Consider the following 25,402-nt stretch of genomic DNA (forward strand, 5'->3'; position numbering starts at 1 on the left):
CTTGCCTTAGAAATAGGCGCATTGCAGGGGGATGTCAATCAACAAAAACGCAACGTCACGTTGCGCTTAACACAACGTGGCGACAATCACGCGATCGGCGTTGAACAGGGCGTGTACGGCGGCGCCGACGCTCAGCTGCAGACGCTGCAACTCCGCCGTCGTCAGGGTGGCGCACAGGGTTTCGCCGCCCGCCAGCGTCACCAGCACCTCGCTGTGTTCAGCGCCCGGCTGAATGCCGGCCACCACGCCCGCCAGCGCGTTATCTGCGCCGGTATGCTCCGCCGTATCGACGCTTAACCGCACCCAGGGCGCCTTGATCAGCGCCAGCACCTCTTTACCCGGCGTCAGCTGCAGCCGGTCGGCGCTTTGTTGGGTGACGGCCGCCATCAGGCGAGTGGTGCCGTCGTTCAACAAAATCGCCAGGTGCTGCTGCACCTGCTGATGATCGCGTTCGATGACGGTGCCGAAGAACTGATTGCGCGCGCTGGTTTGCAGCGAGAAGCGCGAGATGGCCGCCAGCAGGCTGTCGAGCGGCAGATCGTCCTGCTGCAACACGTCGAAAGCTTTTTGCTGCACCTGGCCCAGCAGGTCATACAGCTGGATCAACCGCTGGCCATAGTGGGTCAGCTGCGCGCCGCCGCCGCCTTTACCGCCGGTGGCGCGTTCCACCACCGTTTGTTCCGCCAGCTGGTTCATTTCATTGATGGCGTCCCAGGCGCTTTTATAGCTGATGCCCGCCAGTTTGGCGCCCTGGCTGATCGAGCCGGTGTGCTGCACCTGTTTCAGCAGCGCGATGCGGCGCGGATCGGCGAACAGCTTTTGCTGGAGTTTGAGAGTCAGAAGAATTTCGGCCTGCATAGCGCATCCTGTCGGCGGCAAAAATCTTATTGTCGCCGATTTGGCGGCAAAGCGCCAAAGGGCACGTTTAGCCGATCACAATTTCGCCCCGCTGGCTAAAATAACTCCGGTTTTACCGATTTTTTTGGGTTAGAATAACCCGATATGCGGTGAAAGGCATTTGCCGCTCAATGGGCAGTTAAGCGAGGCTATCATGTTGGAATTATTGAAAAGTCTGTTGTTTGCCGTGGTCATGGTGCCGGTGGTCATGGCGCTGATCCTCGGCCTGATCTACGGTTTTGGCGAAGTGTTCAACGTCTTCTCCAAAGTGGGCCGTTCGAAAGAAAACCGCACCCAGCACTGACCGTTCCCCATCCCGATACCCGCCGGCGTCGCCCGGCGGGCATTCCTCAAGTTATCTCACGCTTTGCCGATAAACCGCATGACAAGCTTTCGCGCAACGTTATATTATTTTTTATATAACGAAGAGTGATAATGCACGTTAACTTGCGGAGAAAAACAATGAAACAGCAATGGACCAAATGGGTTGGCGGGATCGTGTTGGCATCGGGCCTGGTGGCACAGGCTTCGGCGGCGGAAAAGATCACCGTGTTCGCCGCCGCGTCGCTGACCAACGCGCTGCAGGACATCGCCACCCAGTATCAAAAAGGCAAGGATGTGCAGGTGGTTTCCTCCTTTGCGTCCTCTTCGACGCTGGCGCGCCAAATTGAGCAGGGCGCCCCAGCCGATCTGTTCATCTCCGCCGATCAACAGTGGATGGATTACGCCATCGACAAGCAGCAGATGGTGAAAGACACCCGCTATACGCTGCTGGGTAACGAACTGGTGCTGATCGCCGCCAAGAGCGATAAGCAAGATAAGATCGCCATCGACAAGCAGACCGACTGGACCAAGCTGCTCAACGGCGGCCGTCTGGCGGTGGGCGATCCGGATCACGTACCGGCCGGCATCTACGCCAAAGAGGCGCTGGAACACCTGGGCGTCTGGAGCGCGCTGGAGCCGAAACTGGCGCGCGCTAACAACGTGCGCAGCGCGATGGCGCTGGTGGAGCGCGGTGAAGCACCGCTCGGCATCGTCTACGGCTCCGACGCGGTCGCCAGCGACAAGGTGAAAGTGGTGGGCGTATTCCCGGAAGACAGCCACAAACCGGTTGAATATCCGATGGCGATTGTGAAAGATCGTCAAAATCCGACGGTCAGCGCTTTCTATACCTATCTGAAGGGCCCGGAAGCGGCCGCTATTTTTGAACATTATGGATTCACCCCGCGTAAATGATTCTGAGTGAGTACGAGTGGCAGGCGGTTGAGCTGAGCCTGAAAGTCTCCGGTTTGGCGGTGGTCTGCAGCCTGCCGTTCGGCATTCTGATGGCCTGGGTGCTGGTGCGTTGCCGCTTTCCCGGCAAGGCGCTGCTGGACGGCGTCATTCACCTGCCCCTGGTGCTGCCGCCGGTGGTGGTCGGCTATTTGCTGCTGATCGCCATGGGGCGGCGCGGCGTCATCGGCGAGTGGCTGTACGACTGGTTCGGCTTCAGCTTCAGCTTTAGCTGGCGCGGCGCCGCGCTGGCATCGGCGGTGGTGGCGTTTCCGCTGATGGTGCGCGCCATCCGGCTGGCGCTGGAGGCGGTGGATACCCGGCTGGAGCAGGCGGCGCGCACGTTGGGCGCCAACCCGTGGCGGGTGTTTTTCACCATCACGCTGCCGCTGTCGCTGCCCGGCGTCATTGTCGGCGTGGTGCTGGCCTTCGCCCGCTCGCTGGGGGAGTTCGGCGCCACCATCACCTTCGTCTCCAACATTCCCGGTGAAACCCGCACCATTCCGCTGGCGATGTATACGCTGATCGAAACGCCGGGGGCGGAAGCCGCCGCCGCGCGGCTGTGCGTGATCGCCATCGTGCTGTCGCTGGCTTCGCTGATGGTGTCCGAATGGCTGGCCCGCTGGGGCCGCAAACGGATGGGGGTGTAAATGCTGGAGCTGGATTTCTCGCAGCAGCTGGGCGACCTTAATCTCAACGTCCGCGCCGATTTGCCGGCGCAGGGCATCACCGCGATTTTCGGCCTGTCCGGCGCGGGCAAAACTTCCCTGATCAACGCCATCGGCGGCCTGACCCGTTTGCAGCAGGGGCGCATCGCGCTCAATGGCCGCACGCTGGTGGATACCGCCGCGGGCCTTTGCCTGCCGCCGGAAAAGCGCCGTATCGGCTACGTGTTTCAGGATGCACGGCTGTTCCCGCACTATCGGGTGCGCGGCAACCTGCAGTACGGCATGGCGGCCGGCATGCGTGCGCAGTTCAACACCATCGTCGAGCTGCTGGGCATCGGGCCGTTGCTCAATCGGCTGCCGCTGACGCTGTCGGGTGGTGAAAAACAGCGGGTGGCGATCGGCCGCGCGCTGCTGACCGCGCCGGAACTGCTGCTGATGGACGAGCCGCTGGCCTCGCTCGATCTGCCGCGCAAACGCGAGCTGCTGCCGTATCTGGAGCGGTTGGCGCAGGACGTCAACATCCCCATCCTCTACGTCAGCCACAGCCTGGACGAGATCCTGCGCCTGGCCGAGCGGGTGATGGTGCTGGATCGCGGCGAGGTGCGCGCGTTCGGCGGGCTGGAAGCCGTCTGGGCCAGCAGCGCGCTGCGGCCGTGGCTACAGCGTGAAGATCAGAGCAGCGTGCTGCGCGTCAGCGTGATTGAGCATCATCAACGCTATGCCATGACCGCGCTGGCGCTCGGCGATCAAAGGCTGTGGGTCAGCGGCATCGACGCCGAACTGGGCACCCAGCTGCGCATTCGCATCAACGCCGCCGACGTCTCACTGGTGCTGCAGCCACCGGTCAACAGCAGCATTCGCAACGTGTTGCCGGCCAAGGTAAGCGAGTGTCTGGACGTGGACGGGCAGGTGGAAGTGAAGCTGGCGGTCGGGGAACACGTGCTGTGGGCGCGGATCACGCCCTGGGCGCGCGATGAACTGGCGATCCGCCCCGGGCAGTGGCTGTACGCGCAGGTGAAGAGCGTGTCGATCAGCCGCGAGAGCCGCTAAGACAGGCCCTCCCGACGGGAGGGCGAAAAAACTAGAGTACGCGGGTGCGGATCACCTCGGCGATGCCCGGCCGCAGGTTATCGGCGATCACCAGATCGGCGCGTTCCTTGATCGCGTCATCGGCGTTGCCCATCGCCACGCCCAACCCAACCGCTTCCAGCATGCTGATGTCGTTGTAGTTGTCGCCGAACGCCACCACCTGATCCATGCTCAGCCCCTGCGACTCCACCCATTGGCGCAGGCGCTTGCCTTTGCTGTTGCCGCCTTTGGCGATATCCACCTGATCGTGCCAGGACCATTCGCACGCCAGCCCCAGCTCTTTCTCCACCGTGTCGGCAAACTCGCGCAGCGCCAGGGTATCGGCGTGCGAGGTGGCGAATTTCCAGATCGCCTGCGCGTCGTCGGCCGCCTGCGCCAGGCTGCCGACCTGCAGCAGCGTTGGGCGCTGCGCTACCGGCAGGGTTTCGGCCCAGGCCAGCGAGCGGGTCACGTGGCCGCTCGGCTCCTGATAGAGCATGGCGTCGTCGACGTACATCAGCCCGTGAATGTCGGTCTGTTTGAGCATCTGCAACACCTGCTTGGCCTGATCTTTCGCCAGCGGATCGGCGGCCAGCACCTTCTTCTGCTGAAAATCATACAGATAGGTGCCGTTGCAGCAGATGGCCGGGGTATCTATCTGCAGCGCCTGGTAGAACGGATGGATGGCGACATGATGGCGGCCGGTGACCACCACCACCTGGATGCCGGCGGCGCGCGCCTGCGCCAGCGCTTCCAGCGATTGCGGTAAGATGCGTTTTTGGTTGTCCAGCAGGGTGCCGTCAAGATCGAGGGCGATGACGCGGTAGCTCATAGGGTTCTCGTTATCGTTAGCCATGAAATTAATCCGATGGTACACCGGATAGCCAACGGAGAAAACCGCGTGAGCTTCCGGTGCTAAGCGGGGTTGCCATGCGACGGATGTGCGGTAAGCTAGGGGCAATCGAACGGCCTGAAACCGGTTCCTCTTTTACCCTTTGCAAGGAGAACACATGAAGCAAATCGTTTATGTCGCCAGCCCGGAGAGCCAGCAGATCCACGTTTGGCAGTTGGACGATGCCGGCGCGCTGGCGCTGCTGCAAACCGTTGACGTGCCGGGCCAGGTGCAGCCGATGACCCTTCATCCGGACAAGACCCACCTGTACGTCGGCGTACGCCCGGCGTTCGGCATCGTCAGCTACCGCATCGAGGCGGACGGCACGCTGCAGCAGGCCGGCATGGCGCCGCTGCCGGGCAGCCCGACCCATATCTCCACCGATTTGCAGGGGCGTTACCTGTTCTCCGCCTCCTACAGCGGCAACTGCGCCAGCATCAGCCCGATCGGCCACGACGGCGTGGTGACGGCGCCTATTCAGCAGATCGACGGCCTGACCGCGCCGCACTCGGCGAACATCGATCCGACCAACCAGCTGGTGCTGGTGCCATGCCTGAAAGAAGACCGCATCCGCCTGTTCAACCTGAGCCTAGCGGGCCAGCTGACGCCGCACGCGCAGGAAGCGGTGGCGACCGCCGCCGGCGCCGGGCCGCGTCATATGGCGTTCCACCACAACGACAAGTTCGCCTACTGCGTCAATGAGCTGGACGGTACGGTGGACGTGCTGGCCATCTCGGAAAACGGCGGCCACTACACCGTGACGCAGACGCTAGACATCATGCCGGCCGACTTCGACGGCACCCGCTGGGCGGCGGACATCCACATCACGCCGAACGGCCGCTTCCTGTACACCAGCGATCGCACCGCCAGCATTCTGACCATCTTCAGCGTTTCCGATGACGGCGGCACGCTGAGCGTGGTCGGCTATCACCCGACCGAAGCGCAGCCGCGCGGTTTCAACATCGATCACAGCGGCCGCTTCGTGATTTCGTCCGGCCAGAAATCCGGTCACATCGCGGTGCATGAGATTGATCAGCGCAGCGGTGAGCTGACCACGCTGGCGCGTTATCCGGTGGGCAAAGGCCCGATGTGGGTGAGCGTGCTGGCGAAGTAATTCGGCGGTCAGACGAGTATGGAAAAAGCGCGGTTCGGTTGAATCGCGCTTTTTTATTGGCGGGGGATCAGTTGAACGTTACCGTCAGCGTGGCGCTGCCGAGGCTGTGGAAATGGACGTTGAAGCCCACCAGCGCGCCGCTGGATCCCTCATCCACCTCGATATGTTCCACGTCCAGCGCATGCACGGTGAACTGGTAGCGGTGGCTCTCGCCCTCTGGCGGCGCCGCGCCGCCGTAGCCGGCCGAGCCGAAGTCGGTGCGGGTCTGCAGTGCGCCGGCGGGCAGCGGGGCTTTGCCGGAGCCCGCGCCCTGCGGCAGCTCGCGCACGTCGGCGGGAATGTTGGCCACGATCCAGTGCCACCAGCCGGAGCCGGTTGGGGCATCGGGATCGTAAACGGCGATTACGAAGCTCTTGGTGCCGGCCGGCACGCCGTCCCAGGCCAGGTGCGGCGACAGGTTATCGCCGTGGTAGCCCATGCCGTTGAAGACCTGCGCCTGCGGCAGCTTGCCGCCGTCCTGCAGGTCGTTGCTGTACAAACGAAAAGCCATAGTGACTCCCAGTTGCGATAAAAGCAGAGCCCTTAAGCTAGATCTTTTTGGTGGAACAATACAACCCCTTGCGCCAGCGGCGGGCGGTTGATCTCGACGGTGACATGCACCAGTTCGGGATGAGCGGCCAACAGTTGGCGCACCCGATCGGCGGTGAGGGCGCGATCGGTGCTGCTCAAGGCGATGACGCAATGATACTTTCCTTTGCCGATGCGGCCTAAATGCAAATCGGTCAGCGTGAGCGAGTGGCCGGCAGTGGCCAGAGTTTGACGAATCTCTTGTGCAACGGGAGCGTCCATTTCGGCATCCAGCAAAATCTTTCCGCTATCGCGCATCAGGCTATAGGCCCAGGCGGCCACCATCATCGCGCCGACGATGCCCATCAGGGGATCGAGCCAAACGGCGCCCCAAAGCTTACCGCCGAACAGTGCGACGATAGCCAGCACCGAAGTGGCGGCGTCGGCGAGGACATGGACATAGGCGGAACGCAGGTTGAGGTCATGATGATGGTCATCGTGGTCATCCCCGTGATGATGGTGGTGGCCGCCGCCGCGCAACAGCCAGGCGCAAAGCAGATTGACGGCCAGCCCAATCGTACCGATGGCGATGGCTTCGTTGTAATGAATCGGGCTGGGATTCATCAGCCTCTGTGCAGACTGGAACAGCATCAGCGCTGCCACCAGCACCAACAACACCGCGCTGGTGTAACCGGCCAGCACTTCTATCTTCCAGGTGCCGAGGCTGAAGCGGCTGTCTTTGGCCAGCCGTCGTGCGGCGCCGTAAGCCAGCACCGACAAGCCCAGAGCCAGCGCGTGCGAGCTCATATGCCAGCCGTCGGCCAGCAATGCCATCGAGTTAAACAGCCAGCCACCGGCTATCTCGATGGCCATCATACCGGCGGTGAGTATTACCGCCCATCTGGTGTTTCTTTCAGCCAATGGGTTACCATCGTCAAAAACGTGGCTGTGCTCGCGGTGCAAAGCGGGCGCGTGAGAAGTCATGATGAAGTTCCTCAGCAAAAGGTAGTGTGCTGAAATATACTATACCCCAGTATAGTAAATGACAATCAGGCGGAAATGATGAGCCATACTCTCAGAGATCAAAAGAAGCTGTTGGCGCGGGTGCGTCGCATTAAAGGGCAGGCCGAAGCGCTGGAGCGCGCGCTGGAAAGCGGCGGTGAGTGTTCTGCTATTCTGCAGCAGATCGCGGCGGTGCGCGGCGCGGTCAACGGTTTAATGGCGCAGGTGCTGGAAGGGCATGTGCGCGAACATCTGGCTGCCGCGGACGCTACGCCGCAGCAGCGTGAGCAGGACATCGAGCAATTGATGACCGTTTTACGTTCTTATATGAAGTAATCATGATCTCACTGAAAAAACGCACGCCGTGGTTCGGCTGGCTGCGCCGTTGGGCCAAAAGCATCAAGCGCGATATTTACGCGCTGTGGCTGGCCGCCCGTGATAAGCGCACCCCGTGGTACGCCAAACTGATCGCGCTGCTGGTGGCCGGCTATGCGATCTCGCCGATCGATCTGATCCCGGACTTCATTCCGGTGCTGGGCTATCTGGATGACGTAATCATCGTGCCGTTGGGCATCATGCTGGCGGTGCGCCTGATCCCCAAGCCGCTGATGGCCGAGCTGCGCGAGAAGGCGCAAAAGCGCGTCGATAACCCCACCGGCCGCATGGCGGCGGCGATGATCATTTTACTTTGGCTGCTGTGTCTGGGATTGCTGGCCCGCTATCTGGACCAGCATTGGTAAGGCATTAACGCGCGGCGGCGGCGACGGCGGCGGTCAGGCGGCTGAGCTGTTCCGCTTCGATGATGTAAGGCGGCATCAGGTAAATCAGCTTGCCGAACGGCCGGATCCACACCCCGCGTTCGACGAATCCGCGCTGCAGCTCGGCGACGTCCACCGGTTCACGCATCTCCACCACCCCAATCGCGCCCAGCACCCGCACGTCCGCCACCTTCGGCAGCGCCGCGAGCGGCAGCAGTTCCTGTTGCAGCTGGGCTTCGATGGCGTTCACCTGCGCCTGCCAGCGATTTTCCGCCAGCAGCGCCAGGCTGGCGTCCGCCACCGCGCAGGCCAGCGGGTTGCCCATAAAGGTTGGGCCGTGCATAAAGCAGCCGGCCGCGCCGTTGCTGATGGTCTCCGCCACATGGCGGGTGGTCAGGGTGGCGGACAGCGTCATGTAGCCGCCGGTCAGCGCCTTGCCCAGGCAGAGAATGTCCGGCACCACCTGTGCGTGCTCGCAGGCGAACAGCTTGCCGGTGCGGCCGAAGCCGGTGGCTATCTCGTCGGCGATCAGCAGCACCTGATGGCGATCGCACAGCTCGCGCACCCGCTTGAGGTAGGTCGGGTGGTAGATACGCATGCCGCCGGCGCCTTGCACCACCGGTTCCAGGATCACCGCCGCCACTTCACCGGCGTGCTGCTCCAGCAGCGCGGCGAACGGCGCGATGTCCTCTTCGCGCCATTCCTCGTCGAAGCGGCACTGCGGCGCGGTGGCGAACAGGTGCGGCGCCAGGTAGCCCTGATAGAGGCTGTGCATCGAGTTGTCCGGATCGCAGACCGACATCGCGCCGAAGGTATCGCCGTGATAGCCGTGGCGCAGCGTCAGGATGCGCTGCCGGCGCTCACCGCGCGCCTGCCAATACTGCAGCGCCATCTTCAGCGACACTTCCACCGCCACCGAACCGGAATCCGCCAGGAACACGCACTGCAGCGCTTCCGGCGTCATCGCCACTAACCGGCGGCACAGCGAGATGGCGGCCGGATGGGTAATACCGCCGAACATCACGTGCGACATCTTCTCCAGCTGCCGGCTGGCGGCCTGATTCAGGCGCGGGTGGTTGTAACCGTGGATCGCCGCCCACCAGGAGGACATACCGTCCACCAGACGCCGGCCGTCCGCCAGCTGCAGCTCGACGCCGCTGGCCGACTCGATCGGGTAACAGGGTAACGGGTGGCTCATGGAGGTGTAGGGGTGCCAGATATGACGTTGGTCAAACGCCAGGTCGGAAGCGGTGACAGACATGCTTGTAAACCAAATTGAATCAAGATTGGTTGACAGTATATCCACAATATTTAAACTGGCGACACTTTTTCGTTTTGGAGACGCCATGATGGCCGATCGCATTCACTGGACAGTAGGGCAAGCCCAGGCCCTGTTTGATAAACCTCTGCTTGAACTGCTGTTCGAAGCGCAAACCGTACACCGCCAGCACTTTGACCCGCGTCAGGTGCAGGTCAGCACGCTGCTGTCGATCAAGACCGGCGCTTGCCCGGAAGACTGCAAATACTGCCCGCAAAGCTCGCGCTACAAGACCGGTCTGGAGTCGGAGCGGTTGATGCAGGTCGAGCAGGTGCTGGAATCGGCGCGCAAGGCCAAGGCGAACGGCTCGACCCGTTTTTGCATGGGCGCGGCGTGGAAGAACCCGCACGAGCGCGATATGCCTTATCTGCAGCAGATGGTGCAGGGCGTGAAAGCGATGGGCATGGAAACCTGCATGACGCTGGGCACGCTTGACGGCACTCAGGCCGAGCGGCTGGCGGAAGCCGGGCTGGATTATTACAACCATAACCTCGATACCTCGCCGGAGTTTTACGGCAGCATCATCACCACCCGCAGCTACCAGGAACGCCTGGATACGCTCGACAAAGTGCGCGACGCCGGCATCAAAGTATGCTCCGGCGGCATCGTCGGGCTGGGTGAAACGGTGCGCGACCGCGCCGGGCTGCTGGTGCAGCTGGCCAACCTGCCGAAGCCGCCGGAGAGCGTGCCGATCAACATGTTGGTGAAGGTAAAAGGCACGCCGCTGGCGGATAACGACGACGTCGATCCGTTTGACTTTATCCGCACCATCGCGGTGGCGCGCATCATGATGCCGTCTTCTTATGTTCGCCTCTCCGCCGGCCGTGAACAGATGAACGAACAAACGCAGGCGATGTGCTTCATGGCCGGCGCCAACTCGATCTTCTACGGCTGCAAACTGCTGACCACGCCGAACCCGGAAGAAGACAAAGACCTGCAGCTGTTCCGCAAGCTGGGGCTGAACCCGCAGCAGACCGCCACCGAACACGGCGACAACCAGCAACAGCAGGCGCTGGCTAAGCAGCTGCTGAACGCCGATACCGCCGAGTTTTACAACGCGGCGCCGTGATGAGCTGGCCACAACGCATCGAGCAGGCGCTGGCAGAGCGGCGCCTGAACGCCGCCTACCGTCGGCGACAGACCACCGAGGGCGGCAACGGCCGCCAGATCCGGCTTGGCGATCGTCTCTACCTGAACTTCTCCGGCAACGACTACCTGGGGCTGAGCCAGGATGCGCGGGTGATCGCCGCCTGGCAGCAGGGCGCGCAGCGTTACGGCGTCGGCAGCGGCGGTTCGGGCCACGTCACCGGCTTTTGCGCAGCGCATCAGGCGCTGGAGGAGCAACTGGCGGAGTGGCTCGGCTATCCGCGCGCGCTGCTGTTCATCTCCGGTTACGCCGCCAACCAGGCGGTGCTGGCGGCATTGATGCAGAAAGGCGATCGCATTTTAGCCGATCGCCTCAGCCACGCCTCGCTGCTGGAGGCGGCGGCGCAGTCGCCGGCCGAGCTGCGCCGCTTCCAGCACAATCAGCCGCAGGCGCTGGCGGATCTGCTGGCCAAACCCTGTGAAGGGCAGCGGCTGGCGGTGACCGAAGGGGTGTTCAGCATGGACGGCGACGGCGCACCGTTGGTGGAACTGCATCGCTTAACCCGCGCGGCGGGCGCCTGGCTGATGGTGGACGATGCCCACGGCGTCGGCGTGCGCGGCGAGCAAGGCCGCGGCAGCTGCTGGCAGCAGGGCGTGCGCCCTGAACTGCTGGTGGCGACCTTCGGCAAGGCGTTCGGCGTCAGCGGCGCGGCGGTGCTGTGCGATGAGGCGACCGCCGAGTATCTGCTGCAGTTCGCCCGCCATCTGATCTACAGCACCGCGATGCCGCCGGCGCAGGCCTGTGCGCTGCAGGCGGCGCTGGCCTGCATTCGAGAGGGGGATGAACTGCGCGCCCGGCTGCAGGACAACATCTGCCGTTTCCGCCAGGGCGCGGCGCCGCTGGCGCTAACCCTGACGGATTCCGACACCGCCATCCAGCCGCTGCTGGTGGGGGACAATCAACGCGCGCTCGATCTGGCGACCCGCCTGCGCGAACGTGGGCTGTGGGTGAGCGCCATCCGCCCACCGACGGTGCCGCCGGGCGGCGCGCGGCTGCGCATCACCCTGACGGCGGCGCATCAGCCGCAGGACATCGATCGCCTGCTGGAGGTATTGCATGACGTCAGCCAATGACGCGGTGAACAAACAGGCGGTCGCTTCGGCCTTCAGCCGCGCCGCCGGCAGCTACGACGCCGCCGCCGCGCTGCAGCGAGACGTTGGCGAGCGCTTACTGGGGATGGGGAATGCCCATCCGGGTGAACGGCTGCTGGATGCCGGCTGCGGCACCGGCTATTTCAGCCGCCTGTGGCGCGAGCGCGGCAAGCAGGTGACCGCGCTCGATCTGGCGCCGGGCATGCTGGACGTCGCCCGCCAACGGCAGGCGGCGCACCATTATCTGCTGGGTGATATCGAACAGGTGCCGCTGCCCGATGCGGCGATGGACATCTGTTTCAGCAGCCTGGTGGTGCAGTGGTGCAGCGATCTGCCCGCCGCGCTGGCGGAGCTGTATCGCGTGACCCGCCCCGGCGGCGCGATCCTGTTTTCCACGCTGTCGGCGGGATCGCTGCAGGAACTGGGGGACGCCTGGCAACAGGTAGACGGCGAGCGCCACGTGAACGCTTTCCTGCCGCTGGCGCAGATCCGCGCCGCCTGTGCTGACTATCGGCACGAGCTGGTCACGGAGCTGCGCACCCTGAACTACCCGGACGTGATGACGCTGATGCGTTCGCTCAAGGGCATCGGGGCCACGCACCTGCATCAGGGGCGCGAGGGCGGCCTGATGTCGCGTGGCCGTCTCGCCGCGCTGCAGGCGGCTTACCCGTGCCGGCAGGGGCAATTCCCGCTCAGCTATCATCTGGTTTATGGAGTGATTTATCGTGATTAAACGTTGGTTCGTGACCGGCACCGATACCGAAGTCGGAAAAACCGTCGCCAGCAGCGCCTTGCTGCAGGCCGCCAACCGGGCGGGCTACCGCAGCGCCGGTTATAAGCCGGTAGCTTCCGGCAGCGAGATGACCACCGAGGGGCTGCGCAACGGCGACGCGCTGGCGCTGCAGGCCAACAGCGGCGTGGCGCTCCGCTACGACGAAGTGAACCCTTACGTTTTTGCCGAACCGACCTCGCCGCATATCGTCAGCGCCGATGAAGGCCGGCCGATCGAGGCGGCGCGGCTGTCCGACGGCCTGCGCCGGTTGGAGCAGCGCGCCGACTGGGTGCTGGTCGAGGGCGCGGGCGGGTGGTTTACCCCGCTGTCGGCGCAGTACACCTTCGCCGACTGGGTGCAGCAGGAGCAGCTGCCGGTGATCCTGGTGGTGGGCATTAAACTGGGCTGTATCAACCACTCGGTGCTGACGGCGCAGGCGGTACAACAGGCGGGGCTGACGCTGGCCGGTTGGATTGCCAACGACGTGACGCCGCCGGGGCAGCGGCATCAGGAATACCTGGCCACGCTGCGCCGTATGCTGCCGGCGCCGCTGCTGGGCGAAATCCCGCATCTGCCGCAGGCCGAGCGGGCGCCGCTGGGGCAGTATCTGGATATCAGCCTGCTGGCGCAGTGAGGGGTTTTGGCTGATTGGTAACAACGCCGAGTCTTATGATGATCCGGCGTTGGCTTTTACATGGCGGTAATGCAGGCGTTATCGAGGTAAAGCACGCCATTTTTCGCCAGGGCAAACAGGTTGAACGTCAGGATGACATGGGTCGCCCAGACCGGGACTTTTCGCCGATTGGCGTTGAAACGATATTCGGCGTACTCGGTGTAAGCATCGGCTTTCATGACGGCATCCCAGGCTGCCGGCGCGGCTTTGGCGACGATCGAGATGCCGTTGTCCGCATGCTCCTGAATACAGGCGTACTGTAGCGTCGCAAACAGATTGCCGGTGCCGCCGTTGACCGTTTTCAGGGTAAAACAGGCACCCAGCTGTTCATATTGCGCGACGGGCACGCTCACTCTCACCCCGGCGTTGGTATTGGCGTTGCCCAATTTGCTCACTTTCAGGGCGTTGCCGCCGCCGATGCCCGCGCCGGCTTCGATACCGATAGTCACCGCGTCTGAGGTAAAGGGATCGTCGATCGTGCCGCCGGTCACTTCCCAGCCGAACGGTTTGGCGAAAAAGGCGAAATCGCCGTCTTTGAGTTTGTTATTCACGGCGCCGACCAGCGTCTGGATCCCGGCGCCACCCCCACCGCCATCCAGTCGGCTATTGGCGATGACAAAGTCACCGGTACCGCTGAAATAGCGACCGCTGGCGGTTCTTACGCCATAGAACTTCACGCTGTCGACGATAATCCCGCTACTGCCGGTCTCGGCATAAAACAGCGACGCTTGCGCCAGTCGGCCGCCGGCGACGATGATTTCGCCGCCGTGAATCAACAGCGATGCGTTTTGATTGGCGCTGCAGCGGAAGGGGATATCCGTGAGCGGGCTATTGCCGTTGTTGAATTCCATATGGCAGCCATGCAGCTCAATGCTACCAGCTTCGACGTAGGCTATCGAACCTGCATAGTCGATCGAGGTGCCGAACAGGCGGAAGGCGCCGTTGGGGTTGGCGTTGCGAACGGCCAACCCCTGGGAATTGCCGAGGGTGCCGCCGAAGAAGTTGATACCTTCACCGAAGTTTTGGGCTCCGCTGCTCGTTGAGGGCATATGCAGACTTTCAAAACAGCGGATGACTTCACAAGCATAGTGGTGGGCGATATAGGCATTGGTGCCATAATACAGGCCGTAGTAGAAGCCGGAAACATAGACGTTATTGACCGAGAAGTTGCCCAGCGGCCCTTCAGGCGAATGGAAACGGATACCATCGGTGTAGTTGTATTCGGTCGGGGTTTCATCCTTGCCTTTGTTAATTTTGGCGCCAATGCCTTTGACGGTGAAATCTTTTAAGATCGGCGCCGGTCGAATAGGAACGTTGTTATCCAGTGCACCGCTGCTGGTATAGCAACGCAGGAAATAGTTATGGTCGCTTTCCGTGCCGTTGGGGATGATGGCGTTGATGCTGACGCCGTTGCCGTCAAGATAAACGAAGCCGACATTGATATCGGTTTTCGGCGCGGTCCAGGTGGCAAAAGGCGCGGCGAATCTGACGATCGTCGGGCGTTTTAACGTGTTGATGATGAAATCCTGCGCACTGACCAGTTCATCACGTGAGCTGACATAAATACCTTCGACATTGAGTCGTTCCTGCAGGCTCCAGTTTTTGTTGCGCAAATCCGCGTATTGAATAAATGCCGCGTTGTTGTCTGTCATGCTTACATCCCTCGATATTATGGTGTCGGTGTGACCCCTATCGAGTATGAAAAGACGGCGGGCCCATGCCTATTGGGCGCAGACCGGCCGTGACTGATACAACAGCAACCTAATCGCTAACCTGAACGCTCACTCTGCCAGCCCGGCGCCGATCAACGCCTCATCCAGCTGCGCCAGCGCGCCGTGCGCCACCGTGCGCCCGCTGTCCAACAGGCAAAAACGGTCCGCCACCCGGCGCACGAACGGCAGCTGATGCTCCACCAGTAAAATGGTCATGCCCAATTCGCGGTTGAGTCGGCGGATCACGTTGCCGATATCGGCGGCGATCGAGGGGGGGACGCCCGCCGTCGGTTCGTCGAGGATCAGCAGCGCCGGCTCCTGGGCCAGCGCCCGACCAATCGCCAGCTGGCGTTGGGCGCCCACGCAAAGATCGCCGGCGCGGCGTGCCCGCATCTGGCGCAAATGGGGAAACAGGCTGTAGATCAGCGGCGGAATGCGGCGAGGGGCGCCGCGCCCGGCCATTTGTGCCACCTGCAGATTCTCCTCCACGCTCAGCTGCGAGAAGAGCTGCCGCCCCTGGGGCACGTGGCTGATGCCCAGCGCGGCGCGGCGCTCCATCGGCTGCAGCAACAGGTTTTGCGGCGGCTGATCCGCCGGCTGCCAGGTCATGCTGCCGCTCACCACCGGCACATGCCCCATAATGCAGTTGACCAGCGTGGTCTTGCCCACGCCGTTGCGGCCGAGCAGCACGGTGCACTGGCCGCGCGGCAGCTCCAGGTTGATGTCCCACAGGGTGTGGTTCTGCCCGTAAAATTGATTGACCGATCTCAGGCTCAGCATTTGGCATTCTCCTCATAGACGCCCGTTTCACTCGTTGGCGGGGGACTGCAAAGGCCGCATGCGCGGCGGATTTCCCGAGTGTGGCAATGTCTGGAACAAAATGCCGTTCGTCCGATGAGCCAGAGCAAGGTCTGCGGTGGACGGAATGACAGTCAATATGTCGTTAAAAACGACGCTTGTGACGACTTGGTGTCGTTCTTGCGCTTTTACGGGCGATAGCACCGCGGAGATTACGCGTCGCGACAGGCAGCGCATCATGTTGCCGCATCGCGTTTATACGCAGGAAGATAAAGCAACTCTCAGGCCAGTTTTGCCGCCGGGTGAAAACGGGGGTTGTTATCGCCTTGTTAACCACGCGTCAGGCCTGACACGCGCTGCCGTGGCGGCCCGAAAATACGCGGGGAAGTTAACCCGGACGTTTTTTGCACTCTTGTGGTGCTCTTTGGTCAGGGCATGGTGCAAGGCGTTGCGCTGCCGTCAAGCGCGATCCGCGTGAAAGGGGGCAATGCGATTTTGGCAATGGGGATTTTTAGTATTAATCGGCATAAACAAAGCGATATTTTTATGAAAAAATAACTAAAAAAGGCATTTTGGCGAGTGTAAAGGGCGAAAAGCTTTCTTTCTGTAACTCCCGCCCCGGGCGGGGCGGTGAGAGTTATCCACTATTCCTGTGGATAACCTTGTGTATTAGATTTAGAAAAACGCTGTAAAGCGAGAGCCGACGCGGGTTCTGTTCGCTTTGTCCGCATTCTCGTCTTTTTATTAATATTATTAAATATCAATAATTTAATTAAAATCAAGACACAGGGGTATTGATCAGGCCTCTATGTATGATTTTTCGACGCCGTGCTATCAATAAGTTAATTCGCGGCAAGTTCTGGGGATAAATCTGTTATTGACAATAAAAATGTCACCGGGCTGTAACGCCACGGTGCAGCGGCGTTGCTGCGGCGTCGATCCCGGTGACGAATCCGCTTGAAGCTGGTTTTATATCCAGTATCATGGGCACTGGCGCAAATCGCCGACACTTTCCATAATTAGGGGCCATGCCCGGCGCAGAGCCGGCTGGCCGCCTGAGCGCGCGCATCTCCACAGGGTAGCCGAGCAATGAGTAAACTTTTCAAACTGCATTCAGAGTTCAAACCGGCCGGCGATCAGCCTGAAGCCATCCGCAAGCTGGAAGAGGGGCTGGAAGACGGCCTGGCGCACCAGACGCTGCTGGGGGTCACCGGTTCGGGCAAGACATTCACCATCGCCAACGTGATAGCCGATCTGAATCGGCCGACCATGGTGCTGGCGCCGAACAAGACGCTGGCGGCGCAGTTGTACGGCGAGATGAAAGAGTTTTTCCCGGAGAATGCGGTGGAATATTTCGTCTCCTACTACGACTACTACCAGCCTGAAGCCTATGTGCCCAGCTCCGACACCTTCATTGAAAAAGACGCTTCGGTGAACGAGCACATCGAGCAGATGCGTCTTTCTGCCACCAAGGCGCTGCTGGAACGGCGCGACGTGGTGGTGGTGGCGTCGGTGTCGGCGATCTACGGCCTGGGCGATCCGGATCTTTACCTGAAGATGATGCTGCACCTGACCCAGGGCATGATCATCGATCAACGATCCATTTTGCGCCGGCTGGCGGAGCTGCAGTATTCCCGCAACGATCAGGCCTTCCAGCGCGCTACCTTCCGCGTGCGCGGCGAGGTGATCGACATTTACCCGGCGGAGTCGGACGAGCTGGCGCTGCGCGTCGAGCTGTTCGACGACGAAGTGGAACGGCTGTCTCTGTTCGATCCGCTGACCGGGCAGATCGAGCAGGTGGTGCCGCGTTTTACCATCTACCCGAAATCGCACTACGTGACGCCGCGCGAGCGGATCATGCAGGCGATGGAAGAGATCAAGGTCGATCTGGCGGACCGCCGCAAGGTGCTGTTGGCCAACAACAAGCTGTTGGAAGAGCAGCGCCTGACGCAGCGTACCCAGTTCGATCTGGAGATGATGAACGAGCTGGGTTACTGCTCGGGCATCGAAAACTACTCGCGCTACCTGTCCGGGCGCGCCGAGGGCGAGCCGCCGCCGACGCTGTTCGACTACCTGCCGGCGGACGGCCTGCTGGTGGTCGACGAATCCCACGTCACCATTCCGCAGATCGGCGCGATGTTCAAGGGCGACCGCGCGCGTAAAGAAACGCTGGTGGAGTACGGCTTCCGCCTGCCGTCGGCGCTGGATAACCGCCCCTTGCGCTTCGAGGAGTTCGAGGCGTTGGCGCCGCAGACCATTTATGTCTCCGCGACGCCGGGCAAATATGAGCTGGAGAAATCCGGCGGCGATCTGATCGATCAGGTGGTGCGGCCGACCGGGCTGCTGGATCCGATCGTGGAGGTGCGGCCGGTCGCCACCCAGGTGGACGATCTGCTCTCCGAGATCCGCAAGCGCGCGGCGATCAACGAGCGTGTGCTGGTGACCACCCTGACCAAACGCATGGCGGAAGACCTGACCGAATACCTGGAGGAGCATGGCGAGCGCGTGCGTTACCTGCACTCGGACATTGATACCGTGGAACGGGTCGAAATCATCCGTGACCTGCGTCTGGGCGAGTTCGACGTGCTGGTGGGCATCAACCTGTTGCGTGAGGGGCTCGACATGCCTGAGGTGTCGCTGGTGGCGATTCTGGACGCCGACAAGGAAGGCTTCCTGCGTTCCGAGCGTTCGCTGATCCAGACCATCGGCCGCGCGGCGCGTAACCTGAACGGCAAGGCGATCCTGTATGGCGATCGCATCACCGATTCGATGGCCAAGGCGATCGGTGAAACCGAGCGGCGCCGCGCCAAGCAGCAGGCCTACAACGAAGCCAACGGCATCGTGCCGCAGGGGCTGAACAAGAAGATCGGCGATATTCTGCAGATCGGCCAGCCGGTCAACCGCGCCAAGAACAAAGGCAAAGGCAAGGCGCTGGACGGCGGCGCGCCGCTTCAGAACCTCACGCCGAAAGCGCTGGATCAGAAAATCCGCGATCTGGAGGCGCAAATGTACACCCACGCGCAAAACCTGGAGTTCGAACAGGCCGCTGCGCTGCGCGACGAGATCCACCAGCTGCGCGAGCAGTTCATCGCGATTTCCTGACCGTTGGATGGCGCCCGCGCCGCGGGCGTCAAAATTCCTTGTCGGCGGCGCCAAAGCTGTTATGGTGTGCGGCCCGATTTGACCACGAAGAGTACCGAACATGAGCCAACACCAGTCCAAAGACCCGCTGCACGGCGTGACGCTGGAGCAACTGCTGAATAAACTGGTGGATCACTACGGTTGGTCCGAGCTGGGCGCGCGCATTCGCATCAACTGCTTCCGCAGCGATCCGAGCATCAAGTCCAGCCTGAAGTTTTTGCGTCGCACGCCCTGGGCGCGCAAAGAGGTGGAAGACCTGTATATCGATATGGTCAGCCATCCCGCCCCAGCCAGCGATAATCCCTGGCTGCGTGGGCGAGACGGTTAAATTCGATCAGCGGCGATCGGCCAGCGCCACCAGCGCCCGATCCAGCGCCTGGCGCAGCAGCTGGCGATCGTGTCTGTAGGGGATGTCGCTCGCTTCCAGCGGCTGTTGAATCACCACCCGATCTTGCACTTCACTGGCGTCCACCGCCGGGCCGACGATCAGCGCATCGATCATCCGGCGGCCAATCTTCTCTTCCATCAGCGTCAGCTTATCCTGTAGCGACAGCGCCGCGGCGGCCACGCTCAGCTCGCGACCGAGGTTGCCGATATAGATCATGCTGGCGCTGCTGCGGCGCAGTGCCTGGGTCAGATCGTCCAGCAGCAGCAGCGGCATCAGGCTGGTGAGGAAACTGCCCGGCCCGATCAGGATCACGTCGGCCTGCGCGATGGCGTCCAGCGCTTCGCGCGTGGCGCTGACCGGCGGTGACAGCATCAGTTCCTGGGGCATATGGGCCAGCTGGTCGACATTCACTTCACCGTAAACGTGATTGCCTTCGTGATCGTGCGCCATCAAATCCACCGGCTGTTCCGACATCGGGATCAGCGCCGCGTCCACCTTCAGCAGGCTGCGCACCAGGTTGATCGCTTCCAGCGGGCGCACGCTCAGGTGATCCAGCGCTTTCAGCATCAGGTTGCCGAGGTTGTGGCCGGCCAGTTCGCCGTTGCCGCTGAAGCGGTATTCGAACATCGCCGAGGCGACGCTCGGTTCGGTGATCAGCTGGTTGAGACAGTTACGGGTATCGCCCCAGGCAATGCCGCCTTCCGAACGGCGGATACGGCCGGTGGAACCGCCGTTGTCGGTGGTGGTGACGATGCCGGTCAGGCGGGAACCTAAGGACGACAGGGCCGACATCACACGGCCCAGGCCGTGTCCGCCGCCTAACGCCACCACGCGGTCGAGATCGGCCAGGGTACGATTACGCATAAATTTCCTTACAAAGGGGCTGAACTGCCCGCATAAGGTAGCGGATCCGGCATAAAAACGCGATAAGAGTGTCATTTGCGTGATTCCGGTCAATTCGTCCGCGCAAGTGATGTTTATCATGGTTTACCAGAATACGCGGCGTCTAAAATCGCTGTATAGACAATTATATAGCGAATTTACGCGTTGGCTATCGTTGCCGATTAGCGCTAGAATTCTGCTGAAAACCACGGTTTCGTTCCGGCTACTCAAGGTAGCGGGAAGAGAAATCAAACTCCTAGCCCCTGCGCCTACGTTGTTCATCAGGAACGATATGGCGCCTGGGCCGTGGCGAAGTCAGCCACCAGGGTGCAGAGGGGAAACGCTCGCATCTCCCGACTTTGGAAAGGTGTTATGGTGCCGCAACTCATTGATGCTTATGAGCGCAAGTTCTATTACCTGCGCTTGTCGATCACCGACGTGTGCAACTTTCGTTGCACCTATTGTCTGCCCGACGGCTACAAGCCGAGCGGCAGCCCGAAAAGCTTCCTGTCGCTGGATGAAATCCGCCGCGTCAGCCGCGCGTTCGCCGAACTGGGCACTGAAAAGGTGCGTCTGACCGGCGGCGAGCCTTCGCTGCGCCGCGATTTTACCGAGATCATCGCCGCCGTGCGGGAAAACCCGGCCATCCGTACTCTGGCGGTCACCACCAACGGCTACCGTCTGGCGCGCGACGTCGCCGCCTGGCGTGATGCCGGTCTGACGGCGATTAACGTCAGCGTCGACAGCCTGGATCCCCGTCAGTTTCACGCCATCACCGGTCAGGACAAGTTCCGCCAGGTGATGGACGGCATCGACGCCGCCTTCAGCGCCGGTTTCAGCAAGGTTAAGGTCAACGCGGTGCTGATGCGCGACGTTAACCACCAGCAGCTCGGCGCCTTTCTCGCCTGGATCAAAGACCGGCCGATCCAGCTGCGTTTTATCGAACTGATGGAAACCGGCGAGGGCGGCGAGCTGTTTCGCAAACACCACGTTTCCGGCGAAGTGATTCGCCGGCAGCTGGAGCAGCAGGGCTGGCAGCGCCAGGCGCGCGGCCGCAGCGACGGCCCGGCGCAGGTGTTCAGCCACCCGGACTACCAGGGTGAGGTGGGGCTTATCATGCCGTATGAGAAAGACTTCTGCGCCAGCTGCAACCGGCTGCGCGTTTCTTCCATCGGCAATCTGCACCTGTGCCTGTTCGGTGAGCAGGGGGTGCCCCTGCGCGATCTGCTGGCAGAGGACGGCCAGCTCGACGCGCTGAAGGCGCGCATCCAGAGCGGGCTGCTGAGCAAGAAGCAGACCCATTTCCTGCATCAGGGTAACAGCGGGATCACCCAGAACCTGTCGTTTATCGGCGGCTGATACCCACATATTTCAAACCGCAGCGTTGTTGGCTGCGTGCGCTCACCCCAGTCACTTACCGGAGTAAGCTCCTGGGGATTTACGCACTGGCCGCCTGGCTGCAACTTGAAATCTGTTGGGTATCTCAGAATAGGAGCTTATTGAACCATGAGCCATGCGAGCAGCGAGTTTATTCCGGCGCATATCGCCATCCTGACCGTGTCCGACAGCCGCGGTGCGGCGGAAGACACCTCCGGCCAATATCTGCAGGAAGCGGTGCAGGAAGCCGGCCATCAGGTGGTGGATCGCGCCATCGTCAACGATGATATTTACCAGATCCGCGCGCGGGTTTCCGCCTGGATCGCCGATGACAACGTGCAGGCGGTGCTGATCACCGGCGGCACCGGTTTTACCGCCCGCGACAACACGCCGGAAGCGCTGCTGCCGCTGTTCGACAGAGAGGTGGAAGGGTTCGGCGAACTGTTCCGCATGGTGTCGTACGAAGAGATCGGCACCGCGACGATCCAGTCGCGCGCGCTGGCCGGCCTGGCCAACCGCACGGTGATCTTCGCCATGCCGGGCTCCACCCGCGCCTGCCGCACCGCCTGGGAGCGGATTATCGAAGAGCAGTTGGACGCGCGTCATCGCCCGTGCAACTTCCAGCCCCATTTGAAGAAGCCCTGAGTCATGACACAGCTAACCCACATTAACGCCGCCGGCGAAGCCCATATGGTTGACGTGTCCGCCAAGGCCGACACGGTGCGCGAGGCGCGCGCCGAAGCCTTCGTCGAGATGCTGCCCGCCACGCTGGCGATGATCGTCGACGGCAGCCATCACAAGGGCGATGTGTTCGCCACGGCGCGCATCGCCGGCATTCAGGCGGCCAAACGTACCTGGGAGCTGATCCCGCTGTGCCACCCGCTGATGCTGAGCAAGGTCGAAGTGCAGCTGGAGGCGCAAACGCAGCACAGCCGGGTGCGCATCGAAACCTGCTGCCGGCTGACCGGCAAAACCGGCGTCGAGATGGAGGCGCTGACCGCCGCCTCGGTGGCGGCATTGACCATCTATGACATGTGCAAAGCGGTACAGAAAGACATGGTGATCGGCCCGGTGCGCCTGCTGGCGAAAAGCGGCGGCAAATCCGGCGATTTTAAGGTGAACGTATGATCGATATTCTTTTCTTCGCGCAGGTGCGCGAACTGGTGGGCACCGGCGGCCTGTCGATGCCGGCGGATTACCCGACCGTCGAGGCGCTGCGCCAGGCGCTGTGTGCGCGCGGCGATCGCTGGGCGCTGGCGCTGGAGTCCGGCAAGCTGTTGGCGGCGGTCAATCAGTCGCTGGTGGCGGCGGACCATCCGCTGCGCGCCGGCGATGAAGTGGCCTTCTTCCCGCCGGTCACCGGGGGATAAGCATGGAAAATACCCGCATTCGCGTGGGCGAGGCGCCGTTCAACGTCGGCGACGAGTACCAGTGGCTGGCGCAGTGCGACGCCGATGGCGCGGTAGTGACCTTCACCGGCAAGGTGCGCAACCATAATCTGGGTGACGACGTCAGCGCGCTGACGCTGGAACACTACCCCGGCATGACCGAGAAGGCGCTGGCGGAGATCGTGGCCGAGGCGCGCAGCCGTTGGCCGCTGCAGCGGGTGACGGTGATCCACCGCGTCGGCGCGCTGTATCCCGGCGACGAGATCGTGTTCGTCGGCGTGACCGGCGCGCACCGCAGCATGGCGTTCGCCGCCAGCGAGTTCATCATGGACTACCTGAAGACCCGCGCGCCGTTCTGGAAGCGCGAAGCCACCGGCCAGGGCGATCGTTGGGTGGACGCCCGCGACAGCGATCGCGAGGCCGCGCAGCGCTGGCACAACGCGACTAAATAACGCGTCAACAGCGGAAACAAATCAAGACCTTTGCCGCTTTCGCCCGGCATATTCTGTGGTACGCTTATAGCAGGCGAAGCCCCGTTCGCGGGGCTTCGGAATCTTGTTTACAACGCAAAAGGTAACCGTCATGGACCGATATCCACGCTCTAATGGTTCAATCGTCGAACGTGCCAACAGCGGCATTCAGGCCTACATGGCGCAGGTTTACGGCTGGATGACCTGCGGTCTGCTGCTGACGGCGTTCGTTTCCTGGTATGCGGCCAACACGCCCGCGATCCTCAACTTCATCTTCTCCAGCCAGATCACCTTCTTTGGCCTGATCATCGCCCAACTGGCGCTGGTGTTCGTGATTTCCGGCATGGTCAACCGCCTGAGCGGCGCGGTGGCCACTTCGCTGTTCATGCTGTACTCGGCGCTGACCGGGCTGACGCTGTCGAGCATCTTCATCGCCTACACCTACAGCTCGATCGCCAGCACCTTCGTGGTCACCGCCGGCATGTTCGGCGCCATGAGCCTGTACGGTTACACCACCAAGCGCGATCTGAGCGGCTTCGGCAGCATGCTGTTCATGGCGCTGATCGGCATCGTGCTGGCCTCGCTGGTGAACATCTGGCTGAAAAGCACCGCGCTGATGTGGGCGATTACCTACATCGGAGTGGTGGTGTTCGTCGGCCTGACCGCGTACGACACGCAAAAACTCAAGGCGATGGGCGAGCAGCTGAACGCTGATGATAAAGACAGCTTCCGCAAGTACGCCATCGTCGGCGCGCTGACGCTGTATCTCGATTTCATCAACCTGTTCCTGATGTTGCTGCGTATCTTCGGCAACCGTCGCTAAATCCGTGGCCTTTCAAGCAGTAGCTTGAAATCCACAGGACTTACCAGGCTCTGCATGTGACATGCAGAGCCTTTTTTATGCGATTTTGCGGCGGAACAGCGCGTAGGCGGCGCTGCCGGTGGTGGCGGTGATCACCAGCAGCGGCCACAGGCTGTGCCAGATGATGTCGAAGCTGGCGTCCTTCAGGTAGATCTGCTTGGTGATGTCGGTGAAGTGGCGTATCGGGTTGACCCAGGTCAGATCCTGCAACCACACCGGCATATTCTCCACCGGCGAGACGTAACCCGAGAGCAGTATCGCCGGCATCATGAACACGAACACGCCGATGAACGCCTGCTGCTGAGTGGCGCACAGCGACGAGATCAGCAGGCCGAAACCGACCAGTGACAGCCCGTAGATCAGCATGGTGGCATAGAACAGCAGCAGCGATCCGGCAAACGGGATCTGGTACAGGAAGATGCCGATCAACAGCACGATGGTAGCCTGGAAGCTGGCGACGATCAGCGCCGGCACCGCCTTGCCGATAAAGATCTGCCAGGTGGTGAGCGGCGAGACCAGCAGCTGTTCCAGCGTGCCCTGTTCGCGTTCGCGCGCCACCGACAGCGAGGTGACGATCAGCACGCCAATGGTGGTGATCATGGCGATCAGCGACGGCACCACGAACCATTTGTAGTCCAGATTCGGGTTATACCAGTTGCGCACCACCAGCTCGCTGTTGTTGGGTTTGGCGCGGTTGCCGAGCAGCTCGTTCTGATATTCCTGCACGATCTGCTGCACGTAGTTGGCGGCGATCTGTGCGCTGTTGGAGTTGCGCCCGTCGAGCAGCAGCTGCAGCGGCGCGGTGTTGCCGGCGGCGATATCGCGCGAGAACTGCGCCGGGAAGCGGATCAGCAGCAGCGCCCGCTGGTTATCGATGGTGGTCTTTATTTCCTGCGGGCTGCGCAGCAGCAGCACGTGTTGAAAGGCCTTGGCCTTGGCGAAGCGCTGGGTCAACTCCACTGAGGCTTGGCCACTGTCCTCGCTGTAGACCGCGATGGTGGCGTTGGTGACTTCCAGCGTCGCGGCGAACGGGAACAGCAGCACCTGCAGGATCACCGGCATGATTAAAATGGCGCGGGTTTGCGGATCGCGCAGCAGCGCCTGCATTTCCTTGATGATGAGCGTCAACAGACGATGAAACATCG

28 protein-coding genes and 1 riboswitch are annotated in these 25,402 nt (G+C 61.9%); of the genes, 19 read left to right on the top strand and 9 right to left on the bottom strand.

The annotated features are described in order from the left end of the window. Positions 1-66: 66 nt before the first annotated feature. On the bottom strand, positions 67-858 hold the full coding sequence (modE, locus tag C3F38_RS08785; protein ID WP_049201184.1) for a molybdenum-dependent transcriptional regulator: 792 nt from the start codon (positions 856-858) through the stop codon (positions 67-69). Positions 859-1,051: 193 nt separating this feature from the next. Here modE and C3F38_RS08790 point away from each other — a divergent pair, with 193 nt between their 5' ends. The 4 genes from C3F38_RS08790 (at position 1,052) to modC (ending at position 3,887) form a co-directional block, all read left to right on the top strand. Then, positions 1,052-1,201 carry an AcrZ family multidrug efflux pump-associated protein gene (locus C3F38_RS08790; protein ID WP_004939813.1) on the top strand — a complete coding sequence of 50 codons (150 nt, stop codon included), beginning with the start codon at positions 1,052-1,054 and terminating at the stop codon, positions 1,199-1,201. Positions 1,202-1,359: 158 nt separating this feature from the next. Continuing rightward, positions 1,360-2,133, top strand: coding sequence for a molybdate ABC transporter substrate-binding protein (modA, locus tag C3F38_RS08795; protein WP_048232964.1), 774 nt, complete (start codon positions 1,360-1,362; stop codon positions 2,131-2,133). Further along, a complete protein-coding gene (gene modB / locus C3F38_RS08800; RefSeq protein ID WP_015377003.1) occupies positions 2,130-2,819 on the top strand; it encodes a molybdate ABC transporter permease subunit in 690 nt (229 codons plus the stop codon). Before modA ends, modB begins: the two co-directional genes overlap by 4 nt. Further along, positions 2,820-3,887 (top strand): molybdenum ABC transporter ATP-binding protein ModC, encoded by a 1,068-nt coding sequence (gene modC / locus C3F38_RS08805; protein ID WP_047728437.1) that lies wholly within the window; start codon positions 2,820-2,822, stop codon positions 3,885-3,887. It abuts the gene before it with no gap. Positions 3,888-3,918: 31 nt separating this feature from the next. Here the strand turns inward: modC and C3F38_RS08810 are convergent, their stop codons facing one another. Then, complete coding sequence (locus C3F38_RS08810; RefSeq protein ID WP_055317481.1) at positions 3,919-4,737, bottom strand: pyridoxal phosphatase; 819 nt, start codon at positions 4,735-4,737, stop codon at positions 3,919-3,921. Between the two features lie 178 nt (positions 4,738-4,915). Here C3F38_RS08810 and pgl point away from each other — a divergent pair, with 178 nt between their 5' ends. Then, positions 4,916-5,911: a 6-phosphogluconolactonase gene (gene pgl, locus C3F38_RS08815; RefSeq protein WP_047728433.1), complete on the top strand. Its 996-nt coding sequence runs from the start codon at positions 4,916-4,918 to the stop codon at positions 5,909-5,911. A gap of 67 nt (positions 5,912-5,978) precedes the next feature. Here the strand turns inward: pgl and C3F38_RS08820 are convergent, their stop codons facing one another. Continuing rightward, positions 5,979-6,461: a kinase inhibitor gene (locus C3F38_RS08820; RefSeq protein WP_038870942.1), complete on the bottom strand. Its 483-nt coding sequence runs from the start codon at positions 6,459-6,461 to the stop codon at positions 5,979-5,981. Between the two features lie 32 nt (positions 6,462-6,493). Further along, entirely contained in the window at positions 6,494-7,462 is a 969-nt protein-coding gene (gene dmeF / locus C3F38_RS08825) for a CDF family Co(II)/Ni(II) efflux transporter DmeF (protein WP_071890428.1), read from the bottom strand. 78 nt (positions 7,463-7,540) lie between these two features. Between dmeF and C3F38_RS08830 the strand changes: the two genes are divergently transcribed. Beyond that, positions 7,541-7,816 (top strand): metal/formaldehyde-sensitive transcriptional repressor, encoded by a 276-nt coding sequence (locus C3F38_RS08830; RefSeq protein ID WP_047728423.1) that lies wholly within the window; start codon positions 7,541-7,543, stop codon positions 7,814-7,816. Positions 7,817-7,818: 2 nt separating this feature from the next. Next, a complete protein-coding gene (locus C3F38_RS08835) occupies positions 7,819-8,220 on the top strand; it encodes a YkvA family protein (protein WP_038870940.1) in 402 nt (133 codons plus the stop codon). Positions 8,221-8,224: 4 nt separating this feature from the next. Here the strand turns inward: C3F38_RS08835 and bioA are convergent, their stop codons facing one another. Further along, positions 8,225-9,499 (bottom strand): adenosylmethionine--8-amino-7-oxononanoate transaminase, encoded by a 1,275-nt coding sequence (gene bioA / locus C3F38_RS08840; protein ID WP_047728422.1) that lies wholly within the window; start codon positions 9,497-9,499, stop codon positions 8,225-8,227. Positions 9,500-9,587: 88 nt separating this feature from the next. On the opposite strand from bioA, the gene bioB reads away from it, so the two are divergent. The 4 genes from bioB to bioD are packed head-to-tail and all read left to right on the top strand — an operon-like array spanning position 9,588 to position 13,200. Beyond that, complete coding sequence (gene bioB / locus C3F38_RS08845; RefSeq protein WP_038870977.1) at positions 9,588-10,625, top strand: biotin synthase BioB; 1,038 nt, start codon at positions 9,588-9,590, stop codon at positions 10,623-10,625. Beyond that, positions 10,625-11,776: an 8-amino-7-oxononanoate synthase gene (gene bioF, locus C3F38_RS08850; RefSeq protein WP_048232974.1), complete on the top strand. Its 1,152-nt coding sequence runs from the start codon at positions 10,625-10,627 to the stop codon at positions 11,774-11,776. Before bioB ends, bioF begins: the two co-directional genes overlap by 1 nt. Next, the gene (gene bioC, locus C3F38_RS08855; RefSeq protein WP_057523643.1) at positions 11,760-12,527 is read left to right on the top strand and encodes a malonyl-ACP O-methyltransferase BioC; all 768 of its coding nucleotides are present in this window, start codon (positions 11,760-11,762) and stop codon (positions 12,525-12,527) included. Before bioF ends, bioC begins: the two co-directional genes overlap by 17 nt. Further along, positions 12,520-13,200, top strand: coding sequence for a dethiobiotin synthase (gene bioD / locus C3F38_RS08860; RefSeq protein ID WP_057523642.1), 681 nt, complete (start codon positions 12,520-12,522; stop codon positions 13,198-13,200). The genes bioC and bioD overlap by 8 nt, the downstream gene beginning before the upstream one ends. Before the next feature lie 56 nt (positions 13,201-13,256). Here the strand turns inward: bioD and C3F38_RS08865 are convergent, their stop codons facing one another. Continuing rightward, complete coding sequence (locus C3F38_RS08865; RefSeq protein ID WP_055316121.1) at positions 13,257-14,891, bottom strand: hypothetical protein; 1,635 nt, start codon at positions 14,889-14,891, stop codon at positions 13,257-13,259. A gap of 129 nt (positions 14,892-15,020) precedes the next feature. Continuing rightward, positions 15,021-15,731 carry an ATP-binding cassette domain-containing protein gene (locus C3F38_RS08870; RefSeq protein WP_041033958.1) on the bottom strand — a complete coding sequence of 237 codons (711 nt, stop codon included), beginning with the start codon at positions 15,729-15,731 and terminating at the stop codon, positions 15,021-15,023. 1,107 nt (positions 15,732-16,838) lie between these two features. Here C3F38_RS08870 and uvrB point away from each other — a divergent pair. Next, positions 16,839-18,851 (top strand): excinuclease ABC subunit UvrB, encoded by a 2,013-nt coding sequence (gene uvrB / locus C3F38_RS08875; protein ID WP_038870923.1) that lies wholly within the window; start codon positions 16,839-16,841, stop codon positions 18,849-18,851. Positions 18,852-18,951: 100 nt separating this feature from the next. After that, complete coding sequence (locus C3F38_RS08880) at positions 18,952-19,218, top strand: VF530 family DNA-binding protein (RefSeq protein ID WP_004939783.1); 267 nt, start codon at positions 18,952-18,954, stop codon at positions 19,216-19,218. Between the two features lie 6 nt (positions 19,219-19,224). Here C3F38_RS08880 and yvcK read toward each other — a convergent pair whose 3' ends face one another. Then, entirely contained in the window at positions 19,225-20,142 is a 918-nt protein-coding gene (gene yvcK / locus C3F38_RS08885) for a uridine diphosphate-N-acetylglucosamine-binding protein YvcK (RefSeq protein WP_047728409.1), read from the bottom strand. A gap of 259 nt (positions 20,143-20,401) precedes the next feature. Then, a riboswitch (molybdenum cofactor riboswitch) is annotated at positions 20,402-20,546 on the top strand. On the opposite strand from yvcK, the gene moaA reads away from it, so the two are divergent. The 6 genes from moaA to C3F38_RS08915 all read left to right on the top strand — a co-directional run bounded on the left by moaA (position 20,533) and on the right by C3F38_RS08915 (position 24,218). Beyond that, the gene (moaA, locus tag C3F38_RS08890; RefSeq protein WP_047728407.1) at positions 20,533-21,519 is read left to right on the top strand and encodes a GTP 3',8-cyclase MoaA; all 987 of its coding nucleotides are present in this window, start codon (positions 20,533-20,535) and stop codon (positions 21,517-21,519) included. Its footprint overlaps the riboswitch before it by 14 nt. Positions 21,520-21,666: 147 nt before the next feature. After that, complete coding sequence (gene moaB, locus C3F38_RS08895; RefSeq protein ID WP_055316122.1) at positions 21,667-22,182, top strand: molybdenum cofactor biosynthesis protein B; 516 nt, start codon at positions 21,667-21,669, stop codon at positions 22,180-22,182. 3 nt (positions 22,183-22,185) lie between these two features. Continuing rightward, positions 22,186-22,665 carry a cyclic pyranopterin monophosphate synthase MoaC gene (gene moaC, locus C3F38_RS08900; protein ID WP_038870915.1) on the top strand — a complete coding sequence of 160 codons (480 nt, stop codon included), beginning with the start codon at positions 22,186-22,188 and terminating at the stop codon, positions 22,663-22,665. Beyond that, a complete protein-coding gene (gene moaD / locus C3F38_RS08905) occupies positions 22,662-22,907 on the top strand; it encodes a molybdopterin synthase sulfur carrier subunit (RefSeq protein ID WP_019453985.1) in 246 nt (81 codons plus the stop codon). The genes moaC and moaD overlap by 4 nt, the downstream gene beginning before the upstream one ends. Before the next feature lie 2 nt (positions 22,908-22,909). Then, a complete protein-coding gene (gene moaE, locus C3F38_RS08910) occupies positions 22,910-23,377 on the top strand; it encodes a molybdopterin synthase catalytic subunit MoaE (protein WP_047728402.1) in 468 nt (155 codons plus the stop codon). A gap of 130 nt (positions 23,378-23,507) precedes the next feature. Beyond that, positions 23,508-24,218 (top strand): Bax inhibitor-1/YccA family protein, encoded by a 711-nt coding sequence (locus tag C3F38_RS08915; RefSeq protein ID WP_033637508.1) that lies wholly within the window; start codon positions 23,508-23,510, stop codon positions 24,216-24,218. Between the two features lie 75 nt (positions 24,219-24,293). Here C3F38_RS08915 and C3F38_RS08920 read toward each other — a convergent pair whose 3' ends face one another. Beyond that, on the bottom strand, positions 24,294-25,400 hold the full coding sequence (locus tag C3F38_RS08920; RefSeq protein WP_055316123.1) for an ABC transporter permease: 1,107 nt from the start codon (positions 25,398-25,400) through the stop codon (positions 24,294-24,296). Positions 25,401-25,402 lie beyond the last annotated feature (2 nt).

Source organism: Serratia sp. SSNIH1 (genome assembly GCF_002935055.1).
Lineage (GTDB): Bacteria > Pseudomonadota > Gammaproteobacteria > Enterobacterales > Enterobacteriaceae > Serratia > Serratia nevei.

Coding starts and splice junctions, on each gene's coding strand:
- modE (WP_049201184.1), bottom strand. CDS start 858: ATGCAGGCCGAAATTCTTCTGACTCTCAAACTCCAGCAAAAGCTGTTC.
- C3F38_RS08790 (WP_004939813.1), top strand. CDS start 1,052: ATGTTGGAATTATTGAAAAGTCTGTTGTTTGCCGTGGTCATGGTGCCG.
- modA (WP_048232964.1), top strand. CDS start 1,360: ATGAAACAGCAATGGACCAAATGGGTTGGCGGGATCGTGTTGGCATCG.
- modB (WP_015377003.1), top strand. CDS start 2,130: ATGATTCTGAGTGAGTACGAGTGGCAGGCGGTTGAGCTGAGCCTGAAA.
- modC (WP_047728437.1), top strand. CDS start 2,820: ATGCTGGAGCTGGATTTCTCGCAGCAGCTGGGCGACCTTAATCTCAAC.
- C3F38_RS08810 (WP_055317481.1), bottom strand. CDS start 4,737: ATGAGCTACCGCGTCATCGCCCTCGATCTTGACGGCACCCTGCTGGAC.
- pgl (WP_047728433.1), top strand. CDS start 4,916: ATGAAGCAAATCGTTTATGTCGCCAGCCCGGAGAGCCAGCAGATCCAC.
- C3F38_RS08820 (WP_038870942.1), bottom strand. CDS start 6,461: ATGGCTTTTCGTTTGTACAGCAACGACCTGCAGGACGGCGGCAAGCTG.
- dmeF (WP_071890428.1), bottom strand. CDS start 7,462: ATGACTTCTCACGCGCCCGCTTTGCACCGCGAGCACAGCCACGTTTTT.
- C3F38_RS08830 (WP_047728423.1), top strand. CDS start 7,541: ATGAGCCATACTCTCAGAGATCAAAAGAAGCTGTTGGCGCGGGTGCGT.
- C3F38_RS08835 (WP_038870940.1), top strand. CDS start 7,819: ATGATCTCACTGAAAAAACGCACGCCGTGGTTCGGCTGGCTGCGCCGT.
- bioA (WP_047728422.1), bottom strand. CDS start 9,499: ATGTCTGTCACCGCTTCCGACCTGGCGTTTGACCAACGTCATATCTGG.
- bioB (WP_038870977.1), top strand. CDS start 9,588: ATGGCCGATCGCATTCACTGGACAGTAGGGCAAGCCCAGGCCCTGTTT.
- bioF (WP_048232974.1), top strand. CDS start 10,625: ATGAGCTGGCCACAACGCATCGAGCAGGCGCTGGCAGAGCGGCGCCTG.
- bioC (WP_057523643.1), top strand. CDS start 11,760: ATGACGTCAGCCAATGACGCGGTGAACAAACAGGCGGTCGCTTCGGCC.
- C3F38_RS08865 (WP_055316121.1), bottom strand. CDS start 14,891: ATGACAGACAACAACGCGGCATTTATTCAATACGCGGATTTGCGCAAC.
- C3F38_RS08870 (WP_041033958.1), bottom strand. CDS start 15,731: ATGCTGAGCCTGAGATCGGTCAATCAATTTTACGGGCAGAACCACACC.
- uvrB (WP_038870923.1), top strand. CDS start 16,839: ATGAGTAAACTTTTCAAACTGCATTCAGAGTTCAAACCGGCCGGCGAT.
- C3F38_RS08880 (WP_004939783.1), top strand. CDS start 18,952: ATGAGCCAACACCAGTCCAAAGACCCGCTGCACGGCGTGACGCTGGAG.
- yvcK (WP_047728409.1), bottom strand. CDS start 20,142: ATGCGTAATCGTACCCTGGCCGATCTCGACCGCGTGGTGGCGTTAGGC.
- moaA (WP_047728407.1), top strand. CDS start 20,533: ATGGTGCCGCAACTCATTGATGCTTATGAGCGCAAGTTCTATTACCTG.
- moaB (WP_055316122.1), top strand. CDS start 21,667: ATGAGCCATGCGAGCAGCGAGTTTATTCCGGCGCATATCGCCATCCTG.
- moaC (WP_038870915.1), top strand. CDS start 22,186: ATGACACAGCTAACCCACATTAACGCCGCCGGCGAAGCCCATATGGTT.
- moaD (WP_019453985.1), top strand. CDS start 22,662: ATGATCGATATTCTTTTCTTCGCGCAGGTGCGCGAACTGGTGGGCACC.
- moaE (WP_047728402.1), top strand. CDS start 22,910: ATGGAAAATACCCGCATTCGCGTGGGCGAGGCGCCGTTCAACGTCGGC.
- C3F38_RS08915 (WP_033637508.1), top strand. CDS start 23,508: ATGGACCGATATCCACGCTCTAATGGTTCAATCGTCGAACGTGCCAAC.
- C3F38_RS08920 (WP_055316123.1), bottom strand. CDS start 25,400: ATGTTTCATCGTCTGTTGACGCTCATCATCAAGGAAATGCAGGCGCTG.